23 protein-coding genes and 1 pseudogene are annotated in these 24,581 nt (G+C 71.6%); 23 read left to right on the forward strand and 1 reads right to left on the reverse strand.

Annotated features, from left to right (window positions below):
* Positions 1 to 7: 7 nt before the first annotated feature.
* Positions 8 to 1,246 (reverse strand): DUF349 domain-containing protein, encoded by a 1,239-nt coding sequence (locus ACPOLA_RS14010; protein ID WP_435771053.1) that lies wholly within the window; start codon positions 1,244 to 1,246, stop codon positions 8 to 10.
* A 67-nt stretch (positions 1,247 to 1,313) separates the two neighbouring features.
* On the opposite strand from ACPOLA_RS14010, the gene ACPOLA_RS14015 reads away from it, so the two are divergent.
* The 23 genes and pseudogenes from ACPOLA_RS14015 to ACPOLA_RS14125 form a co-directional block, all read left to right on the forward strand.
* The gene (locus ACPOLA_RS14015; RefSeq protein WP_435771054.1) at positions 1,314 to 2,030 is read left to right on the forward strand and encodes an MBL fold metallo-hydrolase; all 717 of its coding nucleotides are present in this window, start codon (positions 1,314 to 1,316) and stop codon (positions 2,028 to 2,030) included.
* Positions 2,031 to 2,033: 3 nt separating this feature from the next.
* A complete protein-coding gene (hisS, locus tag ACPOLA_RS14020; protein ID WP_435771055.1) occupies positions 2,034 to 3,377 on the forward strand; it encodes a histidine--tRNA ligase in 1,344 nt (447 codons plus the stop codon).
* A complete protein-coding gene (gene aspS, locus ACPOLA_RS14025; protein ID WP_435771056.1) occupies positions 3,374 to 5,149 on the forward strand; it encodes an aspartate--tRNA ligase in 1,776 nt (591 codons plus the stop codon). Before hisS ends, aspS begins: the two co-directional genes overlap by 4 nt.
* Before the next feature lie 143 nt (positions 5,150 to 5,292).
* The gene (locus tag ACPOLA_RS14030; RefSeq protein ID WP_435771057.1) at positions 5,293 to 6,300 is read left to right on the forward strand and encodes an ABC transporter permease; all 1,008 of its coding nucleotides are present in this window, start codon (positions 5,293 to 5,295) and stop codon (positions 6,298 to 6,300) included.
* 91 nt (positions 6,301 to 6,391) lie between these two features.
* Positions 6,392 to 8,152 carry an ABC transporter substrate-binding protein gene (locus ACPOLA_RS14035; protein WP_435771058.1) on the forward strand — a complete coding sequence of 587 codons (1,761 nt, stop codon included), beginning with the start codon at positions 6,392 to 6,394 and terminating at the stop codon, positions 8,150 to 8,152.
* A gap of 162 nt (positions 8,153 to 8,314) precedes the next feature.
* Entirely contained in the window at positions 8,315 to 9,331 is a 1,017-nt protein-coding gene (locus ACPOLA_RS14040; RefSeq protein WP_435771059.1) for an ABC transporter permease, read from the forward strand.
* Positions 9,332 to 9,345: 14 nt separating this feature from the next.
* Positions 9,346 to 10,392, forward strand: a complete 1,047-nt coding sequence (locus ACPOLA_RS14045; RefSeq protein WP_435771060.1) for an ABC transporter ATP-binding protein — start codon at positions 9,346 to 9,348, stop codon at positions 10,390 to 10,392.
* A complete protein-coding gene (locus ACPOLA_RS14050; RefSeq protein WP_435771061.1) occupies positions 10,392 to 11,588 on the forward strand; it encodes an ABC transporter ATP-binding protein in 1,197 nt (398 codons plus the stop codon). The genes ACPOLA_RS14045 and ACPOLA_RS14050 overlap by 1 nt, the downstream gene beginning before the upstream one ends.
* 23 nt (positions 11,589 to 11,611) lie before the next feature.
* Positions 11,612 to 12,994 (forward strand): replication-associated recombination protein A, encoded by a 1,383-nt coding sequence (locus ACPOLA_RS14055; RefSeq protein WP_435771062.1) that lies wholly within the window; start codon positions 11,612 to 11,614, stop codon positions 12,992 to 12,994.
* Positions 12,995 to 13,005: 11 nt separating this feature from the next.
* Positions 13,006 to 13,545 (forward strand): hypothetical protein, encoded by a 540-nt coding sequence (locus tag ACPOLA_RS14060; protein ID WP_435771063.1) that lies wholly within the window; start codon positions 13,006 to 13,008, stop codon positions 13,543 to 13,545.
* A complete protein-coding gene (locus ACPOLA_RS14065; protein ID WP_435771064.1) occupies positions 13,542 to 13,844 on the forward strand; it encodes a DUF6167 family protein in 303 nt (100 codons plus the stop codon). Before ACPOLA_RS14060 ends, ACPOLA_RS14065 begins: the two co-directional genes overlap by 4 nt.
* Entirely contained in the window at positions 13,841 to 16,531 is a 2,691-nt protein-coding gene (alaS, locus tag ACPOLA_RS14070) for an alanine--tRNA ligase (RefSeq protein WP_435771065.1), read from the forward strand. Before ACPOLA_RS14065 ends, alaS begins: the two co-directional genes overlap by 4 nt.
* 7 nt (positions 16,532 to 16,538) lie before the next feature.
* Positions 16,539 to 17,051 carry a Holliday junction resolvase RuvX gene (gene ruvX, locus ACPOLA_RS14075; protein ID WP_435771066.1) on the forward strand — a complete coding sequence of 171 codons (513 nt, stop codon included), beginning with the start codon at positions 16,539 to 16,541 and terminating at the stop codon, positions 17,049 to 17,051.
* The gene (gene mltG, locus ACPOLA_RS14080; RefSeq protein WP_435771067.1) at positions 17,044 to 18,186 is read left to right on the forward strand and encodes an endolytic transglycosylase MltG; all 1,143 of its coding nucleotides are present in this window, start codon (positions 17,044 to 17,046) and stop codon (positions 18,184 to 18,186) included. Before ruvX ends, mltG begins: the two co-directional genes overlap by 8 nt.
* On the forward strand, positions 18,186 to 19,016 hold the full coding sequence (locus ACPOLA_RS14085) for a shikimate dehydrogenase (RefSeq protein WP_435771068.1): 831 nt from the start codon (positions 18,186 to 18,188) through the stop codon (positions 19,014 to 19,016). Before mltG ends, ACPOLA_RS14085 begins: the two co-directional genes overlap by 1 nt.
* A gap of 10 nt (positions 19,017 to 19,026) precedes the next feature.
* Positions 19,027 to 19,728 (forward strand): hypothetical protein, encoded by a 702-nt coding sequence (locus ACPOLA_RS14090; RefSeq protein WP_435771069.1) that lies wholly within the window; start codon positions 19,027 to 19,029, stop codon positions 19,726 to 19,728.
* Positions 19,729 to 19,773: 45 nt separating this feature from the next.
* Complete coding sequence (gene aroC / locus ACPOLA_RS14095) at positions 19,774 to 20,952, forward strand: chorismate synthase (protein WP_435771070.1); 1,179 nt, start codon at positions 19,774 to 19,776, stop codon at positions 20,950 to 20,952.
* 7 nt (positions 20,953 to 20,959) lie between these two features.
* Entirely contained in the window at positions 20,960 to 21,493 is a 534-nt protein-coding gene (locus tag ACPOLA_RS14100; RefSeq protein ID WP_435771071.1) for a shikimate kinase, read from the forward strand.
* On the forward strand, positions 21,490 to 22,593 hold the full coding sequence (aroB, locus tag ACPOLA_RS14105; protein WP_435771072.1) for a 3-dehydroquinate synthase: 1,104 nt from the start codon (positions 21,490 to 21,492) through the stop codon (positions 22,591 to 22,593). Before ACPOLA_RS14100 ends, aroB begins: the two co-directional genes overlap by 4 nt.
* Positions 22,590 to 23,036, forward strand: coding sequence for a type II 3-dehydroquinate dehydratase (locus ACPOLA_RS14110; RefSeq protein ID WP_435771073.1), 447 nt, complete (start codon positions 22,590 to 22,592; stop codon positions 23,034 to 23,036). Before aroB ends, ACPOLA_RS14110 begins: the two co-directional genes overlap by 4 nt.
* A gap of 83 nt (positions 23,037 to 23,119) precedes the next feature.
* A complete protein-coding gene (efp, locus tag ACPOLA_RS14115; RefSeq protein WP_435771074.1) occupies positions 23,120 to 23,686 on the forward strand; it encodes an elongation factor P in 567 nt (188 codons plus the stop codon).
* An 8-nt stretch (positions 23,687 to 23,694) separates the two neighbouring features.
* A complete protein-coding gene (nusB, locus tag ACPOLA_RS14120) occupies positions 23,695 to 24,102 on the forward strand; it encodes a transcription antitermination factor NusB (protein WP_435771075.1) in 408 nt (135 codons plus the stop codon).
* Positions 24,103 to 24,360: 258 nt separating this feature from the next.
* Positions 24,361 to 24,581, forward strand: a pseudogene (locus ACPOLA_RS14125) (hypothetical protein); the annotation flags it as partial.

Raw genomic sequence — 24,581 nt, forward strand, 5'->3', positions numbered from 1 at the left:
CCCGCCCTCAGCTGTAGTCGGCCGCAGCCCGCTTCGCCATCTCCAGGAAGGAGCGGCGGCCTTCCAAGTTCTCCTCCAGCTCGCGCACCTTCCGGGCGTCGCCCTTGGCGCGGGCGGCCTCGAGCTTGGCCTCGGCGTCGGCGATGGCGGCCTCGAGCTTGGAGATCATGTCGTCCGCGCGGGCGGACTTCTCCGGGTCGGACTTGCGCCACTGCTCGTCCTCGGCCTTGCGGATCGCCTGCTCGACGGTGCGCATCCGGCCCTCGAGCTCCTTGATCCGGGCGCGGGGCACCTTGCCGGCCGCGTCCCAGCGCTCGGCGATGTCGCGGAAGGCGGCCTTGGCGGCGGCGACGTCGCCGGTCTCCTTCAGCGGGCCCAGCAGCGCCTCGGCCTCGACCAGGAGCTGCTCCTTGACCTCGGCGTTGGCGGCGAACTCGGTGTCGAGGGCGGCGTTGGCCTCGTCGCGCGCCCCGAAGAACTTGTCCTGCGCCCCCCGGAACCGCTTCCACAGCTCGTCGTCGACCGCCTTCGGCGCGGGGCCGGCGGCCTTCCACTCCCGCATCAGGTCCCGGTAGCGGCCGGCCGTCGGCCCCCAGTCGGTGGAGTCGGCGAGTGCCTCGGCCTCCCTGGCGAGGCGCTCCTTGACCACCCGGGCGGCGTCGCGCTTCTCGTCCTGCTCGGCGAAGTGCGCCTTGCGGGCCTTGGTGTACGCCGACCGCGCGGAACTGAACCGCTTCCAGAGCTCGTCGTCGGAGGCCTTGTCGATGCGCGGCAGCTGCTTCCACTGCTCGAGCAGCTCACGCAGCCGGTTGGCGCCGTTCTTCCAGTCCCGGCCGGCGGCGATCCGCTCGGCCTCGACCGCGAGCTGCTCCTTCTTGTCCCGTGCCTCGGACGCCCGCTGGGCCTTCTCGGCCTTGCGGGCGTCGCGCTGGGTGGCGATGACCGGGCCGAGCTCGTCGAGCTTGCGCCCGAGCGCCGCCAGGTCGCCCACGGCGTGCGCGTCCACCAGCTGCTCGCGGACCATCTTCACGGCCGAGGTGGCCTCCTCGGGCGACAGCACGCCGGTGAGCACCCGCCGGTGCAGCAGGTCGACCTCCAGGGCGAGGTTGTCGTAGCGCCTGGTGTAGAACGCCAACGCCTCCTCGGGTGACGCGTCGGGCATCTGCCCGACCGCCCGCTCGCCGTCGGCTGTCTTCACATAGACGGTGCCGTCGTCGCCGACGCGGCCCCAGTCGGAGGTAGTCACAGTCGGCCATGTTAGGCGCTGCCTCCCCGTCCGGCGTGCGAGACGCCCCGCCCGATACGCTGGCTCGGTGCTGATCGCCGCCTTCCCCGCCGGACCGTGGGGCACCAACTGCTACGTCGCGGCCACCGGCGCCGGCTCGGAGTGCGTGGTGATCGATCCCGGCAAGGACGCCGCGTCCGGCGTCGCCGAGGTGGTCCGCGAGCACCGCCTCAAGCCCGTCGCCGTGCTGCTGACCCACGGCCATCTCGACCACATGTGGTCGGTCACCCCCGTCGCCGGCGCGTACGACGCCACCGCCTGGATCCACCCCGACGACCGCCACCTGCTCACCGACCCGATGGCCGGCATCTCCCGCGAGTCCGCCGGGATGCTGCTGGGCGGCGACTACGAGTTCACCGAGCCCGACGACGTGGCGGAGCTCGCCGACGGCGCCGAGCTGGAGCTGGCCGGCCTGCGGTTCGTGGTCGACCACACGCCGGGCCACACCGAGGGATCGGTGACGTTCCGGACGCCGTACTCCGCGGTGCAGGCGGAGATCTCCGAGGTGATGTTCTCCGGCGACCTGCTCTTCGCAGGCTCCATCGGGCGCACCGACCTGCCCGGCGGCGACCACGCCACCATGCTGCGCTCGCTGGAGACCAAGGTGCTGCCCCTCGCCGACGACATCGTGGTGCTGCCCGGCCATGGCGAGCAGACGTCGATCGGCCGCGAGCGTGCGACCAACCCCTTCCTGCTGGACCTCGCCGACTCCGGGTCCACGGGCCGAGCTTCGCGAGGACTCTGACCGATGGCGAAACCCACCCCGCTCAGCGGGTTCCCCGAGTTCCTGCCTGCCCAGCGGCAGGTCGAGCAGCAGGTGATCGCGGCGCTGGCCCGCACGTTCGAGCTCCACGGGTTCGCCAACATCGAGACCCGCGCCGTCGAGCCGATGGACCAGCTGCTCCGCAAGGGCGACACCTCCAAGGAGGTCTACGTCCTGCGCCGGCTGCAGGACGAGGACTCCTCGCGCGACAAGGGCATCGGCCTCCACTTCGACCTGACGGTCCCGTTCGCCCGCTACGTGCTGGAGAACGCCGGGAAGCTGGAGTTCCCCTTCCGCCGCTACCAGATCCAGAAGGTGTGGCGCGGCGAGCGGCCCCAGGAGGGCCGGTTCCGGGAGTTCACCCAGGCCGACATCGACATCGTCGGCCGAGACGAGCTGCCGTTCCACCACGACGTCGAGGTGGCCCGGGTGATGCTGGAGGCGCTGGCCCAGCTCGACTTCCTCCCCGGCTTCCGGCTCCAGGTCAACAACCGCAAGCTGATCCAGGGCTTCTACGCCGGTCTCGGTGTTCCCGCTGAAGGGATCGACGAGGTGATGCGGCTGGTCGACAAGCTCGACAAGCTGGACGAAGCCCAGGTGCGCACCTTGCTGGTCGACGAGGCCGGACTGACCGGTGACCAGGCCGACCAGTGCCTGCGGCTGGCGACGATCACGTCCGTCGACGACTCCTTCGTCGCGCGGGTGCGGGCCCTCGGCGTGGAGCACGAGCTCCTCGACGAGGGGCTCGACGAGCTCGCCACCCTGGTGCGCGCCTGCGCGCCGCTCGCCACGGAGCGGACCCGGATCGAGGCCGACCTCTCCATCGCCCGCGGCCTGGACTACTACACCGGGACGGTGTTCGAGACCCGGCTAGACGGTCACGAGTCCCTCGGCTCCATCTGCTCCGGCGGCCGCTACGACGCGCTGGCCTCCGACGGCCGCACCACCTATCCCGGCGTCGGCATCTCGCTGGGCCTCAGCCGGGTGCTGGTGCCCCTGGTCGGCAGGGGGCTGCTCAGCGCGGACCGCTCCGTGCCCAGCGTGGTGCTCGTCGCGGTGAGCAACGAGGACGAACGGGGCGACGCCGACGCCATCGCCACCGCCCTGCGCCGCAACGGGGTGCCGTGCGAGGTGTCGCCCAGTGCGGCGAAGTTCGGCAAGCAGATCCGGCACGCCGAGCGGCGCGGCATCCCGTTCGTCTGGTTCGGCTCGGAGGTCAAGGACATCCGCAGCGGGGAGCAGGTCGCCGCCGATCCCGCGACCTGGCAGCCTCCCTCGGAGGACCTGCGACCCACCGTCATCACCAACACCGAGGAGACCCGCTCGTGATCCGCACCCATGACGCCGGCGCCCTGCGCGCCGACCACGTCGGCCAGACCGTCACCCTCGCGGGGTGGGTCGCCAACCGGCGCGATCACGGCGGCGTCGCGTTCATCGACCTGCGCGAGGCCAGCGGCGTGGTGCAGGTGGTCATCCGGGACGAGGCCGTGGCCCACAGCCTCCGTGCCGAGTACTGCCTGAAGGTGACCGGCGAGGTCGTCGCCCGCCTGGAGGGCAACGAGAACCCCAACCTGCCCACCGGTCAGGTCGAGGTCGTCGCGAGCGACGTCGAGGTGCTCAGCGCCGCCGCGCCGCTGCCCTTCCCGATCAGCGACCACGTCGACGTGGGGGAGGAGGCACGCCTGCGCCACCGCTATCTCGACCTGCGGCGCAGCGGTCCGGGCGACGCGATCCGGTTGCGGAGCCGGGTCAACAAGGCCGCACGCGACGTGCTCGCCGCCCACGACTTCGTCGAGATCGAGACGCCGACGCTGACCCGCTCCACCCCGGAGGGGGCCCGCGACTTCCTGGTGCCCGCCCGCCTCCAGCCGGGCAGCTGGTACGCCCTCCCGCAGAGCCCCCAGCTGTTCAAGCAGCTGCTGATGGTCGCCGGGATGGAGCGCTACTACCAGATCGCGCGCTGCTACCGCGACGAGGACTTCCGTGCCGACCGGCAGCCGGAGTTCACCCAGCTCGACATCGAGATGAGCTTCGTGACCCAGGACGACGTGATCGCCCTGGGCGAGGAGATCGTGGCCGCGCTGTGGCGGTTGATCGGCGTCGACGTGCCCACCCCGCTGCCGCGGATGACCTACGCCGAGGCGATGGCCCGCTACGGCTCCGACAAGCCCGACCTCCGGATGGGTCTGGAGCTGGTCGACTGCACCGAGTTCTTCGAGGAGACGCCATTCCGGGTCTTCTCGCCGCAGAACGCGCAGTACGTCGGCGCCGTGGTCATGCCCGGCGGCGCCGGCCAGCCCCGCAAGCAGCTGGACGCGTGGCAGGACTGGGCCAAGCAGCGCGGTGCCCGCGGCCTGGCGTACATCCTCGTCGGCGAGGACGGTGAGCTCAGCGGTCCCGTCGCGAAGAACCTCTCCGAGGAGGAGCGGGCCGGCATCGTCGCGCACGTGGGCGCGGAGCGCGGCGACTGCATCTTCTTCGCAGCGGGCGCGGTCAAGGCCAGCCGGTCGCTGCTGGGCGCGGCCCGGCTGGAGATCGGCCGGCGCACGGGCCTGCTCGACGAGAACGCGTGGAGCTTCCTCTGGGTCGTCGACGCGCCGCTCTTCGAGCCGGCCGACGAGGCGACCGCTGCCGGTGACGTCGCCGTCGGCGGTGGCGCGTGGACGGCCGTGCACCACGCGTTCACCAGCCCGCAGGACCTCGAGCGCTTCGACCAGGACCCTGGCAGTGCGCTGGCCTGGGCCTACGACATCGTCTGCAACGGCAACGAGATCGGTGGCGGCTCCATCCGAATCCACCGTGAGGACGTCCAGAAGCGCGTCTTCGAGGTGATGGGCATCAGCGAGGACGAGGCCGAGGAGAAGTTCGGCTTCCTGCTCGAGGCGTTCAAGTACGGCGCCCCGCCCCACGGCGGCATCGCGTTCGGCTGGGACCGCGTGGTCGCGCTCCTCGCGGGCACAGAGTCGATCCGCGACGTGATCGCGTTCCCGAAGACCGGCGGGGGGTACGACCCGCTGACCGCCGCTCCTGCGCCGATCACGCCGGAGCAGCGGAAGGAAGCCGGTGTGGACGCCAAGCCGGAGAACGAACCACAGGGCTGACCGGCTTCCACCGGACGGTTTGCCGGGCGGTCGAGACCAGATCGTTATCCGCTGGTGACCAACGCGGTGGTCCACCTCACCTAGAGTCGCACCCGGCGTCGGCGCAGCGGCCACGCCCTCGGGACCAGAACGATGAGGTGGGCATGACCGGAATCGGCAGCGAGATCGACAGCCACTTCCAGGGTCCCGGCGACGGTGCGAAGCTCGAGGGCAAGGAGATCGTCGGCCGGTCGCCGACCCGGCTGGCCATGGAGCGGTTCCGCAAGGACAAGCTCTCCATGGCGGCGCTGATCGTCGTGCTGCTGTTCTTCCTCGCGGCCCTGGCCGCCCCGATCCTGGTCAAGCTCGGCTGGATCATCCACCCGTTCCAGTCCAACCAGGACCTGCTCGACGAGTACGGCTTCCCGATCCAGCGCTGGGGCGGGATCTCGGCCGACCACTGGCTCGGCATCGAGCCGGGCCTCGGCCGCGACACCCTCTCGCGGGTCTGGTACGGCACGACGTTCTCGCTGATGATCTCGATCGCCGCCGCCGCGATCTCGATGGTCATCGGGGTGGTCCTCGGCATCGTCTCCGGGGCGGCCGGCGGCTGGGCCGACTCGATCATCGGTCGCTTCATCGACCTGACGCTGGCGTTCCCGCAGACGCTGATGCTGCTGGCGCTCTCGAGCGTCGGCATCCTCTTCCTGGAGGAGGTCGTCAACATCCCGCACGGCAACCTCTCGGCCGGCGCCTACATCATCCTGGTGCTGGGCCTGTTCGGGTGGACGAGCATCGCCCGCATCGTCCGGGGCCAGGTGCTCTCGATCCGGGAGCGCGAGTTCGTCCACGCCGCCCAGCTGATGGGTGCGAGCCGGATGCGCATCTACTTCCGCGAGATCCTGCCCAACCTGTGGGCGCCGATCCTGGTGACCTTCACCCTGCTGATGCCGGCCTTCGTGTCCGCGGAGGCGGCCCTGTCCTACCTCGGCGTCGGCATCACGCCGCCGACGCCGACGCTCGGCAACATCCTGCGTGACTCGCTCCGCTACGCATCGACCGACTTCGTGTACTTCGTCGTCCCCGCCGCCGCCATCGCGATCATCGTCGTGAGCTTCAACCTGCTCGGCGACGGCCTTCGTGACGCGCTCGATCCCAAGGGTGACCGCTGACCGACCGACTCGGGACGACAACCAGGCTTCGACGGCAGCTCGCCGCCGAACGTGCCGCCGCACTCTGCGCAGCACATCCAAGGAGGAAGAAATGGGTATCAAACTGAAGAGGGCGATGGTGGGCGCGGCCGCCAGTGCCCTGGCGTTCAGCACCCTCGCCGCCTGCGGCGGTGACGGTGGATCCGGGAACGGCGCCGGGCAGGAGGGGGAGAAGGGCGGCGAGCTCGTCTACCTCCAGCACTTCGCCTTCGAGAGCGCCGACCCCCAGCGCATCTACTACGGCGTCCAGCTCGCCCAGTGGCGGCGCACCCTCTACCGGGGCCTGCTCGGCTTCCCGATGTCGGAGGACGCCGAAGAGGCGAACACGCCCGTCCCGGACCTCGCGACCGACACCGGCACCGCCGAGGAGGGCGGCAAGGTCTGGTCGTTCACCCTCAAGGACGGCGTGAAGTGGGAGGACGGCAGCGACATCACCTGTGAGGACGTGAAGTACGGCACCTCGCGCGTCTTCGCCAACGACGTGATCACCGGTGGCCCGAACTACACCCTCAGCTACCTGGACATCCCGACCAAGCCCGACGGCTCCTCGCAGTACCCCGGCCCCTACAAGGCGACGCCGGAGCAGCAGGCGATGTACGACAAGGCCGTGACGTGCGACGACCGCACCATCACCTTCCGGTTCAACAAGCCGTGGGCTGACTTCCCGCTCGCCGTGGCCGGCATGATGATGACCGACCCCTACAAGGAGTCCTTCGACGAGGGCGACAAGTCCCAGTGGAAGGTCCTCTCCAACGGCCCCTACAAGGTCGAGGGCGGCGTCTGGGACAAGAACAAGGGGGCGACCCTGGTCCGCAACCCGGAGTACGACCCGTCGACCGACGACCCGGAGACGCTGCGCCTGGCGCTGCCCGACCGGATCGACTGGCAGGTCAGCACCTCCGACGACGCCGGTGAGCTCTACAACGAGCGGCTGATCAAGGACTCCGGCGACGACCAGCGTGCCATCACCAGCGCCCGCCTGACCCCGGCGCAGCTCAAGGCGGTCGACGGCAACGAGCGCGTCCAGGAGCGCTACATCAACGTGGAGTCGCCGTACGTCGACTACTTCTCGATCAACCACAAGACCCTCACCAACCCCAAGGTCCGTGAGGCGCTCGTCGTGGGCCTGAACTCGGTCGCCTACAACAAGGCGCTCGGCGGCGAGAAGGTCGCCGTCCCGGCCGAGACGATCGTGAACCCGTCGCTCACCGGCTACCAGCCCAACCCGGCCTTCGAGGGCGACAACGACAACAACGGTGACCCCGAGGCCGCGAAGCAGCTGCTCGAGGAGGCCGGCGTGAAGACGCCGTACCCGATCAAGCTCAGCTACCAGAAGTCGCCGACCTACGACAAGGCGATGTCGATCGTGAAGGAGGCCTGGGACGAGGCCGGCTTCAAGGTCGAGCTCGACGGGCTGTCCGACACCTACTACGACGTGATCGCCGACCCCGACAAGGACACCGACGTCGCGTGGGCAGGCTGGGGCGCCGACTGGCCGTCGATGATGACGGTGCTGCCGCCGCTGTTCGACAGCCGGCCGAACATCTCGGCCACGTCCTGCAACAACAACTACGGTTGCTACAAGTCCGACGAGTTCAACTCGCTCGTCGACCAGGCCGCAAACGCCGCGACCATCGAGGAGCAGATCGGGTTCCTGCAGGAGGCCGACAAGGTGCTCGGTGAGGACGTCGCCTACATCCCGCTCGACGTGCAGAAGTTCAACTGGCTGCACGGCTCGAAGGTGACCGGCTTCACCACCACCGCCGCGTCGTCGTCGTACCCGGAGATCGGGCTGATCGGCGTCGAGCAGTGAGCAGGTAGCAGCACTCGACTGGAGGTCGCCGGGCGCGCGTCGCGATGACGTGCGTCCGGCGACCGCGGCCGGTCCGGACGGGCGAGGGCTCGCCGGACCGGCCACCACCTAACGTTCCGTGCACCGCCGCGGCGGGCACCGAGACTGAGACAGGATCCTTCGATGTGGGCCTACGCCCTGCGCCGATGTGCGGTCGGCCTCCTGCTGCTGTTCGCCGTCACGATCATCACCTTCGTCCTCTTCTTCGCGGCTCCGGTCGACCAGGCGCGCCTCGCGTGCGGCAAGCAGTGCAGCGAGTCGCAGATCGCGCAGACTCAGAAGGCGCTCGGCTACGACAAGCCGCTCCACGTCCAGTGGTCCTCGTTCATGAAGGGCCTCGTCGTCGGCCGTGACTTCCCCGCCGACCCGGAGCTGCGGGCCGCGGCGCCCGAGATCGTGACGCACTGCGCAGCGCCGTGCCTGGGCTACTCCCACCACAACGCCAAGACCGTCAACGAGGAGATCGCCGACGCGATCCCGATCACCGCCTCCATCTCGATCATGGCGCTGGTGCTGTGGCTCATCGGCGGGGTGTCGTTCGGCATCCTGGCGGCGATCACGAAGGGCTCGTTCCTGGATCGCAGCATCGTCGGCGCGACCCTGGTCGCCTACGCGTTCCCGTCGTTCTTCGTCGCCGTCTTCCTGCTCACCTTCGTGGTGATCAAGTGGGAGATCCTGCCCTATCCGGAGTACACCAGCATCGCCGAGGGCGGTGTGGGTGCCTGGCTCGGCAACCTCTTCCTGCCGGGGTTCAGCCTGGCCCTGCTGTTCCTCGCCAGCTACGTCCGGATGACGCGGGCGTTCGTGCTCGAGTCGATGAGCGAGGACTACATCCGGACCGCCAAGGCCAAGGGCCTCAAGGGGCGGAAGGTGCTGACCAAGCACGGGCTCCGTGCAGCGCTCACCCCGCTGGTCACGATGACCGGGCTCGACTTCGCGACACTGCTCGGCGGCTCGATCATCACCGAGACCGTCTTCGACTACGCGGGCCTGGGCCTGATCACGGTCCAGGCGTCAGCAGCCTGGGACCTGCCCATCATCGTCGGCGTGGTCTTGGTCGCGGCCGCCTTCGTGATCCTGCTCAACATCATCGTCGACATCGCTTACGCCTTCATCGATCCCCGGGTCCGGCTCGGATGAGGGGGGAGGACACCATGGACAAGTTCCTGACGGTCAAGGACCTGAAGGTGCACTTCCCGACCGCGGACGGGATCGTGAAGGCCACCGACGGCCTCTCCTACAGCCTCGACAAGGGCAAGACGCTCGGGATCGTCGGCGAGTCCGGCTCGGGCAAGTCGGTGTCGAGCTCGGCCATTCTCGGGCTGCACCGCGGAACGAACGCCGACGTCAGCGGCGAGATCCTGCTCGACGGAGTCAACCTGCTCGACCTCACCGGCGAGGAGATGCGGCGCAAGCGCGGCAAGGACGTCGCGATGATCTTCCAGGACCCGCTCTCGGCGCTGCACCCCTACTACCGGGTCGGCAACCAGATCGCCGAGGCCTACCGCGTCCACCACGACGTCAGCCGCAAGGCCGCCCGGCAGCGCGTCATCGAGATGATGGAGCTGGTCGGGATCCCGCAGCCGGACCGCCGGGTCGACGACTATCCCCACCAGTTCTCGGGCGGCATGCGCCAGCGGGCGATGATCGCGATGGCGCTGATCAACGACCCCGACCTGGTCATCGCCGACGAGCCGACGACGGCGCTGGACGTCACGGTGCAGGCCCAGATCCTCGACCTGCTGCAGCAGCTGCAGCGCGAGTTCGACACCGCGATCATCCTGATCACCCACGACCTCGGCGTCGTGGCGGAGATGGCCGACGACGTCCTGGTGATGTACGCCGGCCGGGCGGTCGAGTACGGCCCGAGCCGGGAGATCCTCACGCACCCGGAGATGCCGTACACCTGGGGTCTGCTGTCGAGCGTCCCCGACCTCCTCGCCGACGTGGACCAGGCGCTGGTGCCCATCCCCGGTGCCCCGCCGAGCCTGCTCAGCCCGCCCTCGGGCTGCCCGTTCCATCCCCGGTGCCGGCACAAGGACAAGGTGCCCGGGGACCTCTGCTACACCGAGCTGCCGGCGCTGGTGCCCGGCCAGCGGGGCCCCGACCACACCAAGCGGTGCCACCTGCCCGACCCCGAGGCGATCTACGAGGCCGAGGTCCTGCCGGAGCTCGCGCCCGAACTGGCGGAGGAGCGCTGATGACCAGCATCGAGGCACAGGCGCAGGGTGCGCCGACGACGACCAAGGGGAACGGCGCGGCGCCGATCCTGGACGTCAAGGACCTGCGGATGTACTTCCCCGTCAAGTCGCCGGGTCTGTTCCGCCGGACGCTCGGCCACGTGCAGGCGGTCGACGGCGTGAGTTTCCAGATCGAGGCGGCCGGATCCCTCGGACTGGTGGGTGAGTCCGGCTGCGGCAAGTCGACGACGGGCCGGCTGATCACGCGCCTCTACGAGCCGACGGCCGGGTCCATCGTCTTCGACGGCCGGGACATCGGGAAGCTCCCGCCCCGCCAGCTGAAGCCGCTGCGGCGGGAGATCCAGATGATCTTCCAGGATCCCTACAGCTCGTTGAACCCGAGGCACACGGTTGGCTCGATCATCGGTGCGCCGCTGGCGATCCACAAGGTGGTGCCGAAGGGGCAGATCCTGTCGCGGGTCCAGGAGCTGCTGGAGGTGGTGGGCCTCAACCCCGAGCACTACAACCGCTACCCCCACGAGTTCTCCGGTGGTCAGCGCCAGCGCATCGGCATCGCCCGGGCACTCACCCTCAGGCCGAAGCTGCTCGTCGCGGACGAGCCGGTGTCCGCGCTCGACGTGTCGATCCAGGCGCAGGTCATCAACCTGCTCAAGGACATCCAGCGGGAGTTCGACGTCGCGTTCCTCTTCGTCGCCCACGACCTCGCGATCGTCCGGCACTTCTGCCCCGAGGTCGCGGTGATGTATCTCGGCAAGATCGTCGAGATCGGCGAGCGGGACCGGATCTACAACCACGCCCACCACCCCTACACGCAGGCGCTCCTCTCGGCGGTGCCGGACGTGCGTCAGGCGGCCATCGGCGGACGACGGGACCGGATCGAGCTGACCGGCGACGTGCCGAGCCCGATCGACCCGCCGTCGGGCTGTCGGTTCCGGACCCGGTGCCCGATCGCCCAGGAGATCTGCGCCCGGCACGAGCCGCCGCTGCTGCAGATCGGCAAGCGTCACAAGGTGGCCTGCCACTTCCCCGGGCGACTCGGCGAGCACCCGCGGGCGCCGCTCACGGCCGGTCTCCTCGGCGTGGACGCGGAGGGGCGCCCCGATCCGGGTGCGAGCCCGAGCAGCGACCTCGTCGACCAGTCGGGCTATGCCGACACCTGGTTCGACCTCGACAAGAAGTCGATCGGCCGGGCGTAGGAGCCGTTCCCTAGAGTCACCCCGTGGACTCCGAGCCCCAGCTGTTCGACACGCCCTCCGGCAGGAGCGCGTCGTCGGGCGGGTCGCTGGCCGACGCGACGCACGCGGCGGCGCCGCTCGCCGTACGGATGCGGCCGCGGGGCCTCGACGAGCTGGTCGGCCAGGGGCACCTCCGGGCGCCCGGTTCCCCGCTGCGGCAGCTGGTCGAGGGCGACCAGTCGCTGTCGCTGCTGCTGTGGGGGCCGCCGGGCACGGGGAAGACGACGATCGCCTCGATCATCAGCCAGCAGACGGGTCGGCGCTTCATCGAGGTCTCGGCGGTCTCGGCCGGCGTCAAGGAGGTGCGCGCGGCCATCGAGTCCGCGCGGGCCAGCCTGGTCCGGACCGGTGAGGAGACGGTGCTCTTCGTCGACGAGGTCCACCGGTTCAGCAAGGCCCAGCAGGACGCGCTCCTGCCAGGGGTCGAGAACCGGTGGGTCACGCTCGTCGCGGCGACCACGGAGAACCCGTCCTTCAGCGTCATCTCGCCGCTGCTCTCCCGCAGCCTGCTGCTCCGGCTCCAGCCGCTGACCGACGCCGACGTCGAGGAGGTGGTCGACCGGGCGGTCGCGGACGAGCGCGGCCTGGCAGGGCGGTTCGTGCTCGAGGACGAGGCGCGGAGGCACATCGTGCGGCTCGCCGGCGGCGACGCCCGCCGGTCGCTGACCTACCTCGAGGCGGCGGCCGGCGCTGCGGCCGCCAAGGCAGGGGGAGCGCGGGGAGACGAGCCGCTGGTCATCGACGTCGCGACCGCGGAGACCGCGGCCGACCAGGCCGCCGTCCGCTACGACCGGGACGGCGACCAGCACTACGACGTGATCTCGGCCTTCATCAAGTCGGTCCGCGGCTCCGACGTCGATGCGGCGCTCCACTACCTGGCCCGGATGACGGAGGCGGGGGAGGACCCTCGGTTCATCGCCCGGCGGCTGATGATCCTCGCCAGCGAGGACATCGGCCTGGCAGACCCCACGGCGTTGCCCACGGCGGTCGCGGCCGCACAGACCGTGCAGCTGATCGGGATGCCCGAGGCACGGCTGACCCTCGCCCACGCCACGATCGCGCTGGCCGTCGCGCCGAAGTCCAACGCCGTGACGACCGCGATCGGCGAGGCCGTCGCCGACGTCCGCGCCGGCCGGATCGGCGCGGTGCCGGCGCACCTCCGCGACGCCCACTACGCAGGTGCGAAGAGCCTCGGGCACGGCAAGGGCTACGTCTACAGCCACGACGCGCCCTTCGGCGTGGCCGAGCAGCAGTACGCCCCCGACGTCGTCGCCGACGCCCGCTACTACCGGCCGACCGAGCTCGGCGCCGAGGCCGCGGTGAAGCAGCGGTGGGAGCGGGTTCGCCGCCTGATCCGCGGGAAGTAGGCTTGCCCGTCGTGACCAACGAGCTCGCCGTGCCGATCTGGCTGGTCGTCGCGACCCTCGTCGGCCTGGCGGCCCTCGGACTCGTGGCGATCCTCCTCGTCGCGTCGGTCCGACGCTCGCGCCGTCGCACCGAGCAGCTGCTCGCCTCCGCGGCCGCGGACGCCGAGGCCCTGCGCGAGCAGCTGGGCGCGATCGAGGAGCAGCTGCGGGCTCGGGCCGAGCCCTCGGGCGTCCCCGCCCGGCGGCCGGTGACCGTCGTCGACGACCGCGAGTACGTCATCACCGGTCTCGCGGAGGACGGCGGGCCGGCGCCCGCCCGCGTCGTACCGGTCCCGGTCTTCGCCGACATCGTGCTCCGGGAGAGCGTGATCCGCACCGCGTCCCTCGCGGCAGGACTGCGTCGCGCGCTCTCGCCCGAGGTGCGCCACCGCGTGCGGCTCGAGATGAGGCGTGAGGTCAAGCGGGCCCGCAAGCAGCGTCGCCACGACCTGCGCCAGGCGCGGCGCGAGTGGGAGGCCCGCCAGCGGGCCGGCCTGGAGGTGCCCTCGTGAGAGCGGGCGTCTGGTTCGCCGCCGGCGCCGCTGCGGGTGCGTACGGCGTCGTGCGGGCGAAGCGGATCGTGGAGGCCTTCACCGTCGACGGCATGCGCGACCGCGTCGGGGCGGTGTTCGTCGGCGCCCGCATGCTCCGGGAAGAGGTCGCCCAGGGCAGCGCCGACGCGGAGGCGCAGCTTCGCGAGCGCTACCGTCCCGCAGCCCGCGGTCCGGCGGCGCTCGCCGCCGGGGGCGCCGGCCGCCCCGCGATCCACGACCGCAGCAACCCGAGCAGCACCGAGGAAGGCACCCGATGACCGACCGCTACCTGAGCAGCGCGGAGATCCGCAACCGGTTCCTCGCGCACTTCGAGGCGCGCGGCCACACGGTGATGCCCTCCGCGTCGCTGCTCCTCGACGACCCCAACCTGCTGTTCGTCAACGCCGGCATGGTGCCCTTCAAGCCGTACTTCCTCGGCCAGGAGACGGCGCCGTTCCCACGCGCGGCGAGCGTCCAGAAGTGCGTGCGGACCCTCGACATCGAGGAGGTCGGCAAGACCACCCGCCACGGCACCTTCTTCCAGATGAACGGCAACTTCTCCTTCGGCGACTACTTCAAGGAAGGCGCGATCCAGTACGCCTGGGAGCTGGTCACCGGCGACCAGGCCGGCGGCGGCCTCGGGTTCGACCCGGACACGATCTGGGTCACCGTGCTGCCCGAGGACACCGAGGCCCGAGAGCTGTGGAAGCGCGTCGCCGGACTGCCCGAGGAGCGCATCCAGCTGCGTGGGCTCAAGGACAACTACTGGAACATGGGGGTGCCCGGCCCGGGCGGCCCGTGCAGCGAGATCTACGTCGACCGAGGACCGGAGTACGGCCCCGACGGCGGACCTGACGCCGACGAGGACCGGTTCCTGGAGATCTGGAACCTCGTCTTCATGCAGGACAACCTCAGCGCGGTCCGTGCCAAGGACGACTTCGACGTCGACGGGCCGCTGCCCAGCAAGAACATCGACACCGGCATGGGTCTGGAGCGGGTGGCCTACCTGCTGCAGGGCAAGCACAACATGTACGAGACCGACGTGGTCTTCCCGGTCATCGAGAAGGCCATGGAGCTCACCGGCAAGAAGTACGACGCGCCTGGGGCGGACCCGCTGGTCGACGTACGGTTCCGGGTCATCGCCGACCACGTGCGCAGCTCGCTGATGCTGATCGGCGACGGCGTCACGCCGGGCAACGAGGGCCGCGGCTACGTGCTGCGCCGGCTGCTGCGTCGCGCCGTGCGCAACGTCCGCCTCCTCGGGTACGACGACCCGGCGCTGCCGGAGCTGCTGCCGGTCTCGCGCGACCGCATGGGCGAGAGCTATCCCGAGCTGCACACCGACTGGGACCGCATCTCGCAGGTGGCGTTCGCCGAGGAGGAGGCGTTCCGCAAGACGCTCCAGGCGGGCACCCAGATCTTCGACCTGGCGGCCGGCGAGGTCCGCAGGGCCGGCTCCGCGACGATCCCCGGCGACCGCGCGTTCGCGCTGCACGACACCTACGGCTTCCCGATCGACCTGACCCTGGAGATGGCGGCCGAGGCCGGCCTCCAGGTCGACGAGCCGGGCTTCCGGCAGCTGATGGCCGAGCAGCGCGAGCGGGCGAAGGCCGACGCGCGGGCGAAGAAGGGCCAGCACGCCGACACCGGCGTCTATCGCGGGATCCTCGACGAGCACGGCCCCACCGAGTGGCTCGCCTACGAGACGCTCGAGACGGAGTCGCGTCCGCTCGCCGTGATCAAGGAGGGCGCCGCGGTGCGCTCGCTCGGCGAGGGCGAGGTCGGCGAGGTCGTGCTCGACCGCACCCCCTTCTACGCCGAGTCGGGCGGCCAGGTCGCCGACGCCGGCGTGATCGAGTTCGACGGCGGCCGGCTGGAGGTGCTCGACGTCCAGCGTCCGGTGCGTGGCCTGGTGGTGCACCAGGTCCGGGTCGTCGAGGGCGAGCTCGGCGGCGACGCGAGGCTGCACGCCAAGGTGGACCCCGAGTGGCGTACCGGCGCGCGCCAGGCCCACTCCGGCACCCACATCGTGCACGCGGCGCTGCGCGAGGTGCTCGGCCCGACGGCGCTGCAGTCCGGCTCCTACAACCGCCCGGGCTACCTGCGACTCGACTTCGGCTGGCTCAACGCGCTCGCTCCGGAGCAGGTGCGCCGGATCGAGGAGGTCTCCAACCACGCGCTGCGGGCGGACCTGCCGGTCGGCTGGCAGTACATGACGCTGAAGGAGGCGCGCGACTGGGGCGCCCTGGCGCTCTTCGGGGAGACCTACGACGACCAGAAGGTCCGCGTCGTGGAGATCGGCGGACCGTGGTCGCGCGAGCTGTGCGGCGGCACGCACGTCGACCACGCCAGCCAGGTCGGCACCATCGTGGTCACCGGTGAGGCGAGCGTCGGCTCAGGGAACCGCCGGATCGAGGCGCTCACCGGAGTCGAGGGCTTCGCCTACCTCGCGCGGGAGCGCGACGTGGTGCAGCAGCTGTCCACGCTGCTCAAGGCGCAGCCCGACGACCTCGTCGGCCGGGTGGGCGACCTCGTGGAGCGGCTGCGTCGCACCGAGAAGGAGATGGAGCGGATCCGGATGGCCCAGCTCCTCGCCGCCGGGGGCGACCTGGCGGCGGGTGCCGCCGACGTCGGCGGCGTCAAGGTGGTGGCCCACCGGGTCGACGGCGCCGCGGCCGGCGACGTCCGCACGCTCGCCCTCGACGTGCGGGGCCGGCTGCCGGGCGACCTCCCCGGTGTGGTCGTGGTGATCGGGTCCGCCGACGGCAAGGTGTCGGTGGTGGCCGCCCTCAACCAGGCCGCCCAGGACCGCGGGCTCTCCGCCAACGACATGGTGCGCACGGTGGCCCCCTACGTCGACGGCCGCGGGGGCGGGAAGGCGGACGTCGCCCAGGGAGGCGGCACCGACAGCAGCCGGATCGACGAGGCGCTCGCAGCCGTGTCCGCCGCGGTGGCGCAGGCCTGAGGCGACGGTGCGGCGCGGCGTCCGGCTCGGTGTCGATCCCGGCGACGCCCGGATCGGCGTGGCCCGCAGCGACCCGTCGGCGGTCCTCGCCACGCCGGTCGAGACCGTGCGCCGCGGGAAGGGCGATCTGCGCCGGATCCACCAGATCGCGGCCGCCGAGGAGGCGGTCGAGGTGGTCGTCGGGCTGCCGCGATCGCTCTCCGGTGGCGAGGGACCGGCGGCCGCCAAGACCCGCGAGTTCGCCCGCCGGCTCGCCCGGCGGGTGGCGCCGGTCCCGGTGCGCCTGGTCGACGAGCGGCTCACCACCGTGACCGCGGAGGCTATGCTGCGCGACCAGCGCAAGGGTGCGAAGCGCCGTGCCGTGGTCGACCAGGTCGCGGCCGTCGTGATCCTGCAGCAGGCGCTCGACGTCGAGCGGACCACAGGCCGGCCTCCGGGCGAGCTGGTGGAGCCAGACCCGGGCGCGGCATCGACAGCCCCCACGCACCCAGCCGAGGACGCCGAGGAGACCCATGAGTGAGCCGCCGGTCCTGCCCGAGCTGATCGCCGACGACGGGAGGCACGAGCCAGGCCGCCGGCGCGCGGGCCGCAAGCAGCGGTCGGGCTGCCTGCCGATCCTGCTGGTCATCGTGCTGTTCGTCGCCGTGACGGCGTGGTTCGCACGCGGCGCGATCTCCGACGTCCGCGACATGTTCGCCGGCGCCGAGGACTACTCCGGTCCGGGCGAGGGAGAGGTCACCGTGGTGATCGACCCGGGCCAGTCCGTGGCGTCGATGGGCGCCGAGCTCGAGGAGCTCGATGTGGTGGCCTCCTCCGAGGCGTTCGTGGAGGCGGCCGCGGCCAACGACCGGTCGACCAGCATCCAGGCCGGCACCTACCTGATGAAGAAGAAGATGAAGGCCGAGGACGCGGTCGAGGTCCTGGTCGACCCGGGCAACGTGGTCACCACCACGGTGACGATCCCCGAGGGCTTCACCGTCGACCAGATCGTCGCCCGGCTCGCCGAGGAGACCGAGTTCTCCGCCCGCCAGTTCGAGCGGCTGCTCGATCGTCCGAAGGCGATCAACCTGCCGTCGTACGCCGGCGGCAACCCGGAGGGCTACCTGTTCCCGGCGACGTACAACTTCAGTCCCGCCGACAAGCCGGTCGACATGCTCCGGGAGATGGTCGCGCGCTACGAGCAGGCGCTCGGCGACAACGACATCGAGGCGGTCGGCGCCTCGCTCGGTGAGGGCTACACGCCCGAGGAGATCATGACCGTCGCCAGCCTCGTCGAGGCGGAGGGGCGCGGCGACGACATGCCGAAGATCGCGCGGGCGATCTACAACCGGCTCGAGCTGCCCAACGGCGGCGGCACCAACGGGCTGCTGCAGATCGACGCGTCCGTGCTCTACGCCCTCGGCACGCGCGACCCCTCGAAGCTGATCGCGCCCCTGGCGGACCTGACCGACTCCCCCTACAACACCTACGCCCATCCGGGACTGCCGCCGGGGCCGATCGGCTCACCGGGGGAGCAGGCGATCCAGGCGGCGCTCAACCCGGCCGAGGGTGACTGGGTCTACTGGGTGACGGTCGACTGCGATGGCACGACCGAGTTCTCCGCCACGCTCGAGGAGCACAACCAGCACGAGCCGCTCGACCCGTCGACCTGCTGATGACGGGACCGCTGCGCTGCGCGGTCGTGGGCGATCCGGTCGCGCACTCGCTCTCGCCCGCCCTGCACCGGGCCGGCTACGACGCGCTCGGCCTGTCCCTGACGTACGACGCCGTGCAGGTGTCCCAGGGAGGGCTGGCCGACTTCGTCGCCGGCCTCGGCGCGGACTGGCGTGGCCTGTCGGTGACCGCGCCGCTCAAGCGGGAGGCCCTGGAGCTCGCCGCGACGGTGAGCGACCGAGCCGTGCTGGCCGGCGGCGCCAACACCCTGGTCCGGCAGGGGGGTGCGTGGGGGGCCGACAACACCGACCTCCCGGGGGCGGTCGCGGCGATCCGCGAGCGCTACGACGGGCCGGTCACCGCCGGCACGGTCATCGGCGGCGGTGCCACCGCCGCCTCGACCGGCCTGGCGCTGGCCGAGCTCGGGGCGCGGACGATCCGCCTCCTCGTCCGCGACCCGGCGCGCGCCGGGGCGGCAGCCGCCGCGATCGGCCGGCACCCGCGGGGGGTGGAGGTCGAGGTGCTCCCGCTCCCCGGGGGGAGCGCCGGCGCGGAGGTCGTCGGCGAGGTCGTGGTCTCGACCGTGCCGGTCGCCGGGCAGACCGAGCAGGTGGTGGCCGCCACCTCCTCCGCGACCGTGGTCTTCGAGGTCGTCTACCACCCCTGGCCGACCCCGGTCGCCGCCGCGGCGGTCGAGCGCGGTCAGGTGCTCGTCTCCGGCCTCGACCTGCTCGTCCACCAGGCGCTGCTGCAGTTCGCCCTCTTCACCGCCGAGGAGGCACCGGTCGCGGTGCTCCGGGCGGCGGGCGAACGGGCGCTCCGGGCCCGATAGGTTCCCGCGCATGCACCTGGTCGCCGCCCTCGTCGGCGCGCTCGTCGGACTGGCCGGCGGGCTGCTCGTCCCGCGGCTGGTCGCGCTCTGCCCCGAGCCGGCACCGGACCCGGACGAGAACCCGGAGGACTTCCCCGACCACGTGCGGTTCGCCGAGCTGGCAGCCCGGCCCGGCCTGGCGTGGCGGTCGGCCGTCGCCTGTGCGGTCGCCGGCGCGGCGGTCGGCGGCGCCCTCGGCTGGGAGTGGCCGCTGGCCTGGCTGCTGCCGCTGATCCCCGTGGGCTGTGCCCTCACCGTGATCGACTTCGTCACCTGGTACCTCCCCGCCCGGCTGATCCGGCCGTCGTACGCCCTGGTCGCGGTGCTGGTGGGGCTGGCGGCCCTCGTGGAGTGGGACTGGCGGTGGCTGGCGCTCGCGGCGACGGGCTTCGTCGCGCTCGGTGGCTACTACGGCCTGCTGTGGCTGATCAGTCCGCGGATCATGGCGTTCGGCGACGTCCGGCTCGGTGCGCTGCTGGGGCTGGCGCTCGGGCCCCTCGGCCTCACCACGGTGCTGACCTCGGTGGTGGCCGCGGCGGTGGTCGGCGTCCTGGCGATGCTGCCGATGGGCCGCCGCGGCGCGATGATCCGCAGGCGGGTGCCGTTCGGTCCCTCCCTCGCGGTCGGCGCGGTGGTCGCGGTCGTCGTGGGCCAGGTGCTTGTCCGGCTCTAGACCGCCCGGACGGGCGCGGCGGCCGACCGTGGGAGACTGGTGCCCATGTTGCGCTGGCTGACCGCGGGGGAGTCCCACGGCCCCTCCCTGGTGGCGATCCTCGAGGGCCTTCCGGCCCACGTCGAGGTCACCACCGACGACATCTCCGACGCACTCGCCCGCCGGCGCCTCGGCTACGGCCGGGGCGCGCGGATGAAGTTCGAGGCCGACGAGGTGACGGTCGTCGGCGGTGTCCGGCACGGCCGCACCCAGGGCGGACCGGTCGCGATCCAGGTCGGCAACACCGAGTGGCCCAAGTGGGAGACCGTGATGGCGGCCGACCCGGTGGACCCGGCCGTGCTCGAGGGGATGGCGCGCAACGCCCCGCTGACCCGGCCCCGCCCCGGGCACGCGGACCTGGCCGGCATGCAGAAGTACGCCTTCGACGACGCGCGGCCGATCCTCGAGCGCGCCTCGGCCCGGGAGACCGCCGCGCGGGTGGCGCTCGGCCGCGTCGCGAGCAACTTCCTCGAGCAGGCCGTCGGCGCCCGTGTCGTGAGCCACGTCCTCGAGATCGGCGGGGTCCGCACGCCCACCACCGACCTGCCCGAGCCGGGCGACGTCGCCCGCCTCGACGAGGACCCGGTCCGCTGTCTGGACCCCGACGGCTCGAAGCTGATGGTCGAGCGGATCGACCAGGCCCACAAGGACGGCGACACCCTCGGCGGCGTCGTCGAGGTGGTGGTCCACGGCCTGCCACCGGGGCTGGGGTCGCACGTGCACTGGGACCGGCGCCTGGACGCCCGCCTCGCCGGCGCGCTGATGGGCATCCAGGCGATCAAGGGCGTCGAGGTCGGCGACGGCTTCGAGCTCGCCGCGACCCCGGGTTCCCTCGCCCACGACGAGATCGTCCCCACCGAGGAGGGCCTGCGCCGGGTGTCCGGCCGCTCCGGTGGCACCGAGGGCGGCATGACCACGGGCGAGGTGCTGCGGGTCCGCGCCGCGATGAAGCCGATCGCCACCGTGCCGCGGGCCCTGCGGACCGTCGACGTGGCCACCGGCGAGGAGACCGTCGCCCACCACCAGCGCTCCGACGTGTGCGCCGTGCCGGCCGCCGGGATCGTCGCCGAGGCGATGGTCGCCCTGGTGCTGGCCGACGCCGTGCTCGAGAAGTTCGGCGGTGACGCGGTGTCGGAGACCCGCCGCAACGCCCAGTCCTACCTCGACACCCTCCGCTACCGGTGACCCGCCCGTGAGCAGCGGTCCGGTGTGCGTCCTCGTCGGCACGATGGGCGCAGGCAAGACGACGGTCGGAGAGCTGGTGGCCGCGAGCCTCGGCGTCGGGTTCGCCGACACCGACCACCTCGTCGAGCAGCGCGCCGGCAAGCCGGTGCAGGAGATCTTCGTCGACGACGGCGAGGCGGCCTTCCGGGCGATGGAGCGGGAGGTGGTCGCCGCGGCGCTCGCCGACCACGACGGCGTGCTGTCCCTCGGCGGGGGAGCGGTCCTCGACCCGGCGACCCAGGCCCTGCTGGCACCGCACCAGGTGGTCTTCCTCCGGGTCGGGCTCGCCGACGCCGTGAAGCGGGTCGGCCTCGGCGTCGGCCGGCCGCTGCTCCTCGGCAACGTCCGCGCCCGCATCAAGCAGCTGCTCGACGAGCGGACGCCGGTCTACCAGGGGATCGCCCGGCTGACCGTCGACACCGACGGGCGGGCTCCCGAGGACGTGGCCGCCGAGGTGGTCGCCCGGGTCCGGCCCGCCCCGGCGCCGGAGGAGCAGGCATGAGCGGGCCCACCACGATCCGGGTCGCCACCGCGGCGCCGTACGACGTCGTGGTGGGGCACGGCGTGCTCGACCGGCTGCCGGCGCTGCTGCCCGAGGGCGTCCAGCGGGTCGCGGTGATCTGCCCCGAGTCGCTCGAGCACCTGCTGGAGCCGTTCGGCGAGCTGCTCGACGGACTCGACGGCGTCGTGCTGCAGGTGCCCGACGGGGAGGAGTCGAAGAGCTGGGAGGTCGCGGCCGCCTGCTGGGAGGAGCTGGGCGAGGAGGGCTTCACCCGGTCCGACGCCGTGGTCACGCTCGGCGGCGGCGCCACGACCGACCTCGGCGGGTTCGTCGCGGCCACGTGGCTTCGCGGCGTGGCCGTGCTCCACGTGCCGACGACGCTGCTCGCGATGGTCGACGCCGCCGTCGGCGGCAAGACCGGCATCAACACCCCGGCCGGCAAGAACCTCGTCGGCTCCTTCCACGAGCCCGTCGGGGTGCTGTGTGACCTGGCGCTGCTCGAGACGCTGCCGCGGGCGGAGCTGGTGGCCGGTCTCGGCGAGGTGGTCAAGTGCGGGTTCATCTCCGATCCCCGGATACTGGAGCTGGTCGAGCAGACCGATCCCGCCACCCTCGGCCCCGGCTCGCCGGTGCTGCGGGAGCTGGTCGAGCGGGCCATCCGGGTCAAGGCCGACGTGGTCGCCGGGGACCTGAGGGAGCGTGGCGGCGAGGCCGGGCACCCGGGCCGCGAGGTCCTCAACTACGGGCACACGCTCGCGCACGCGATCGAGAAGGCCACCGACTACGGCATCCGTCATGGCGAGGCCGTCGCGATCGGCTGCGTGTACGTCGCCGAGCTGGCCGCCCGGGCCGGCAGCCTCCCGCGTGAGCTCGCCGACCGGCACCGCGCGGTCCTCGGCCGGGTCGGGCTGCCGACCACCTTCGACGGTGCCGACTTCGACGCGCTGCTCGCCACGATGCGGGTGGACAAGAAGGCACGCGGCAACCAGCTCCGGTTCGTGGTCCTCGACGACCTGGCGCGGCCGCGGGTGCTCGCCGGACCGTCCGAGGACGACCTCCGCGCCGCCTACGCGGCGCTCGCCCCCGGCGGTGCCTCGTGACCGCGACGCGGGTGCTGGTGCTCAACGGGCCCAACCTCGGCCGGCTGGGCCGCCGGCAGCCCGAGATCTACGGGCACACCACCCACGCCGAGCTCGCGGACCTCTGTGTGCGATGGGGCGGCGAGCTGGGCCTGGCGGTGGAGGTCCGGCAGACCAACCACGAGGGCCGGCTGCTCGACTGGCTCAACGACGCCGCGGACGAGGGGACCCCGGTCGTGCTCAACGCCGCCGCGTGGACCCACTACTCGCTGGCCCTGCACGACGCCTGCGCCCAGCTCACCGCACCGCTGGTCGAGGTGCACATCTCCGAGCCGAAGCAGCGGCCCGAGGCCTTCCGGCACAGGTCCTACGTCGAGCAGTTCGCGGCGACCACCATCAGCGGGGAGGGCATCGACGGCTACCGGCAGGCGCTCGAATTCATCGCTTCCGCCGGGGCCCACTAGACTTGCTTGCTGGCCCGCTGGGCCGTCGTACTCGGCGCGGACCACCGTGCGAATCATTGACACCTGCATCGAAAAGGCTGGGCATGGCAACCACGAACGACCTCAAGAACGGCATGGTTCTCAACATCGACGGCCAGCTCTGGGCCGTGCAGGAGTTCCAGCACGTCAAGCCGGGCAAGGGTCCCGCGTTCGTCCGCACCAAGCTGAAGAACGTCGAGTCGGGCAAGATCGTCGACAAGACCTTCAACGCCGGCACCAAGGTCGAGACCGCCACGGTCGACCGCCGCACGATGCAGTACCTCTACAACGACGGCACCAGCTACGTCTTCATGGACACCGGCACCTACGAGCAGACCGAGGTCGCCCCCGAGATCGTGGGCGACGCCAAGAACTTCATGCTGGAGAACCAGGAGGCGATCGTCGCCACCAACGACGGCCGGGTGCTGTTCATCGAGCTGCCCGCCTCCGTCGAGCTCGAGGTCACCTACACCGAGCCCGGCGTCGTCGGCGACTCGGCCACCGGCCGCACCAAGCCCGCCACCCTGGAGACCGGTCACGAAATCCAGGTCCCGCTGTTCATCAACCAGGGCGAGAAGATCAAGGTCGACACCCGCGAGGGTGGCTCCTACCTCGGCCGCGTGAAGGGCTGACCGGGCGCGTGGGAGCTCGCACCAAGGCGCGCAAGCGGGCGCTCGACGTCCTCTACTCCGCGGACATGCGGGGTGAGACGGGCGTCGAGGCGCTGGAGCGCGTCACCGCGGACGCAGAGGCTCCCGGCAACCCCTACACCGCCACGATCGTGCGCGGGGTCACCGACCACCGGGCCCGGATCGACGAGGTGCTGGAGGAGTTCTCCACCGACTGGACGCTGTCTCGGATGCCGGCCGTCGACCGCAACGTGCTGCGGATCGGCGTGTGGGAGCTGCTCTGGGCCGAGGACGTGCCGGACACCGTCGCGGTGACCGAGGCCATGGCCCTGGTCCGCGAGCTCTCCACCGACGAGTCACCGGCCTTCGTCAACGGCGTTCTCGGAGCCATCCAGCGCAACAAGGCCAGCCTCGGCTGACTGTGAGGATTCCCTTCGCAGCCTGATGGTGCTGGGCTGTGGGCAGGCAACTGCGAGCGTGACCCTTCGGCTGACTGGCTCAGTGCCTTTGACGGGACTTGTCCGCTCGTGGTTACCGGCCCCGGCCCGGTCGGAGCAGCTGGCCTGATCAGGAGCTTGACCGACCGGTGTTCGCGCACCGGTCGTGTCTCATCACAGTCCTGCCGAATCTCCGCCCCGGACCGGAACCACATCCGCTCCCAGGCAAGGAGAGAACGCATGACCAGTGTGACCCATCTGCGCGAGGTGGTCGATGTCGTCATCGGCGTCGACACTCACGTCCAGACCCACTCTGCCGCCGTGGTCGATGCGCGGACCGGCGGTGTGCTCGCCGAGATCACCATCGAAGCCACCGCCGACGGCTACGCCCAACTCGTGGAGTTCGCCGACGAACACGCAGTACTGCGGGCATGGGCGATCGAGGGCACCGGCGGCCACGG

It is taken from the genome of Nocardioides proteolyticus, assembly GCF_051280635.3.
GTDB lineage: Bacteria > Actinomycetota > Actinomycetes > Propionibacteriales > Nocardioidaceae > Nocardioides.

Coding starts and splice junctions, on each gene's coding strand:
- alaS (WP_435771065.1), top strand. CDS start 13,841: ATGACCGACCGCTACCTGAGCAGCGCGGAGATCCGCAACCGGTTCCTC.
- hisS (WP_435771055.1), top strand. CDS start 2,034: ATGGCGAAACCCACCCCGCTCAGCGGGTTCCCCGAGTTCCTGCCTGCC.
- mltG (WP_435771067.1), top strand. CDS start 17,044: ATGAGTGAGCCGCCGGTCCTGCCCGAGCTGATCGCCGACGACGGGAGG.
- ACPOLA_RS14085 (WP_435771068.1), top strand. CDS start 18,186: ATGACGGGACCGCTGCGCTGCGCGGTCGTGGGCGATCCGGTCGCGCAC.
- ACPOLA_RS14050 (WP_435771061.1), top strand. CDS start 10,392: ATGACCAGCATCGAGGCACAGGCGCAGGGTGCGCCGACGACGACCAAG.
- efp (WP_435771074.1), top strand. CDS start 23,120: ATGGCAACCACGAACGACCTCAAGAACGGCATGGTTCTCAACATCGAC.
- ACPOLA_RS14090 (WP_435771069.1), top strand. CDS start 19,027: ATGCACCTGGTCGCCGCCCTCGTCGGCGCGCTCGTCGGACTGGCCGGC.
- aroC (WP_435771070.1), top strand. CDS start 19,774: ATGTTGCGCTGGCTGACCGCGGGGGAGTCCCACGGCCCCTCCCTGGTG.
- ACPOLA_RS14035 (WP_435771058.1), top strand. CDS start 6,392: ATGGGTATCAAACTGAAGAGGGCGATGGTGGGCGCGGCCGCCAGTGCC.
- ACPOLA_RS14040 (WP_435771059.1), top strand. CDS start 8,315: ATGTGGGCCTACGCCCTGCGCCGATGTGCGGTCGGCCTCCTGCTGCTG.
- ACPOLA_RS14045 (WP_435771060.1), top strand. CDS start 9,346: ATGGACAAGTTCCTGACGGTCAAGGACCTGAAGGTGCACTTCCCGACC.
- ACPOLA_RS14030 (WP_435771057.1), top strand. CDS start 5,293: ATGACCGGAATCGGCAGCGAGATCGACAGCCACTTCCAGGGTCCCGGC.
- aroB (WP_435771072.1), top strand. CDS start 21,490: ATGAGCGGGCCCACCACGATCCGGGTCGCCACCGCGGCGCCGTACGAC.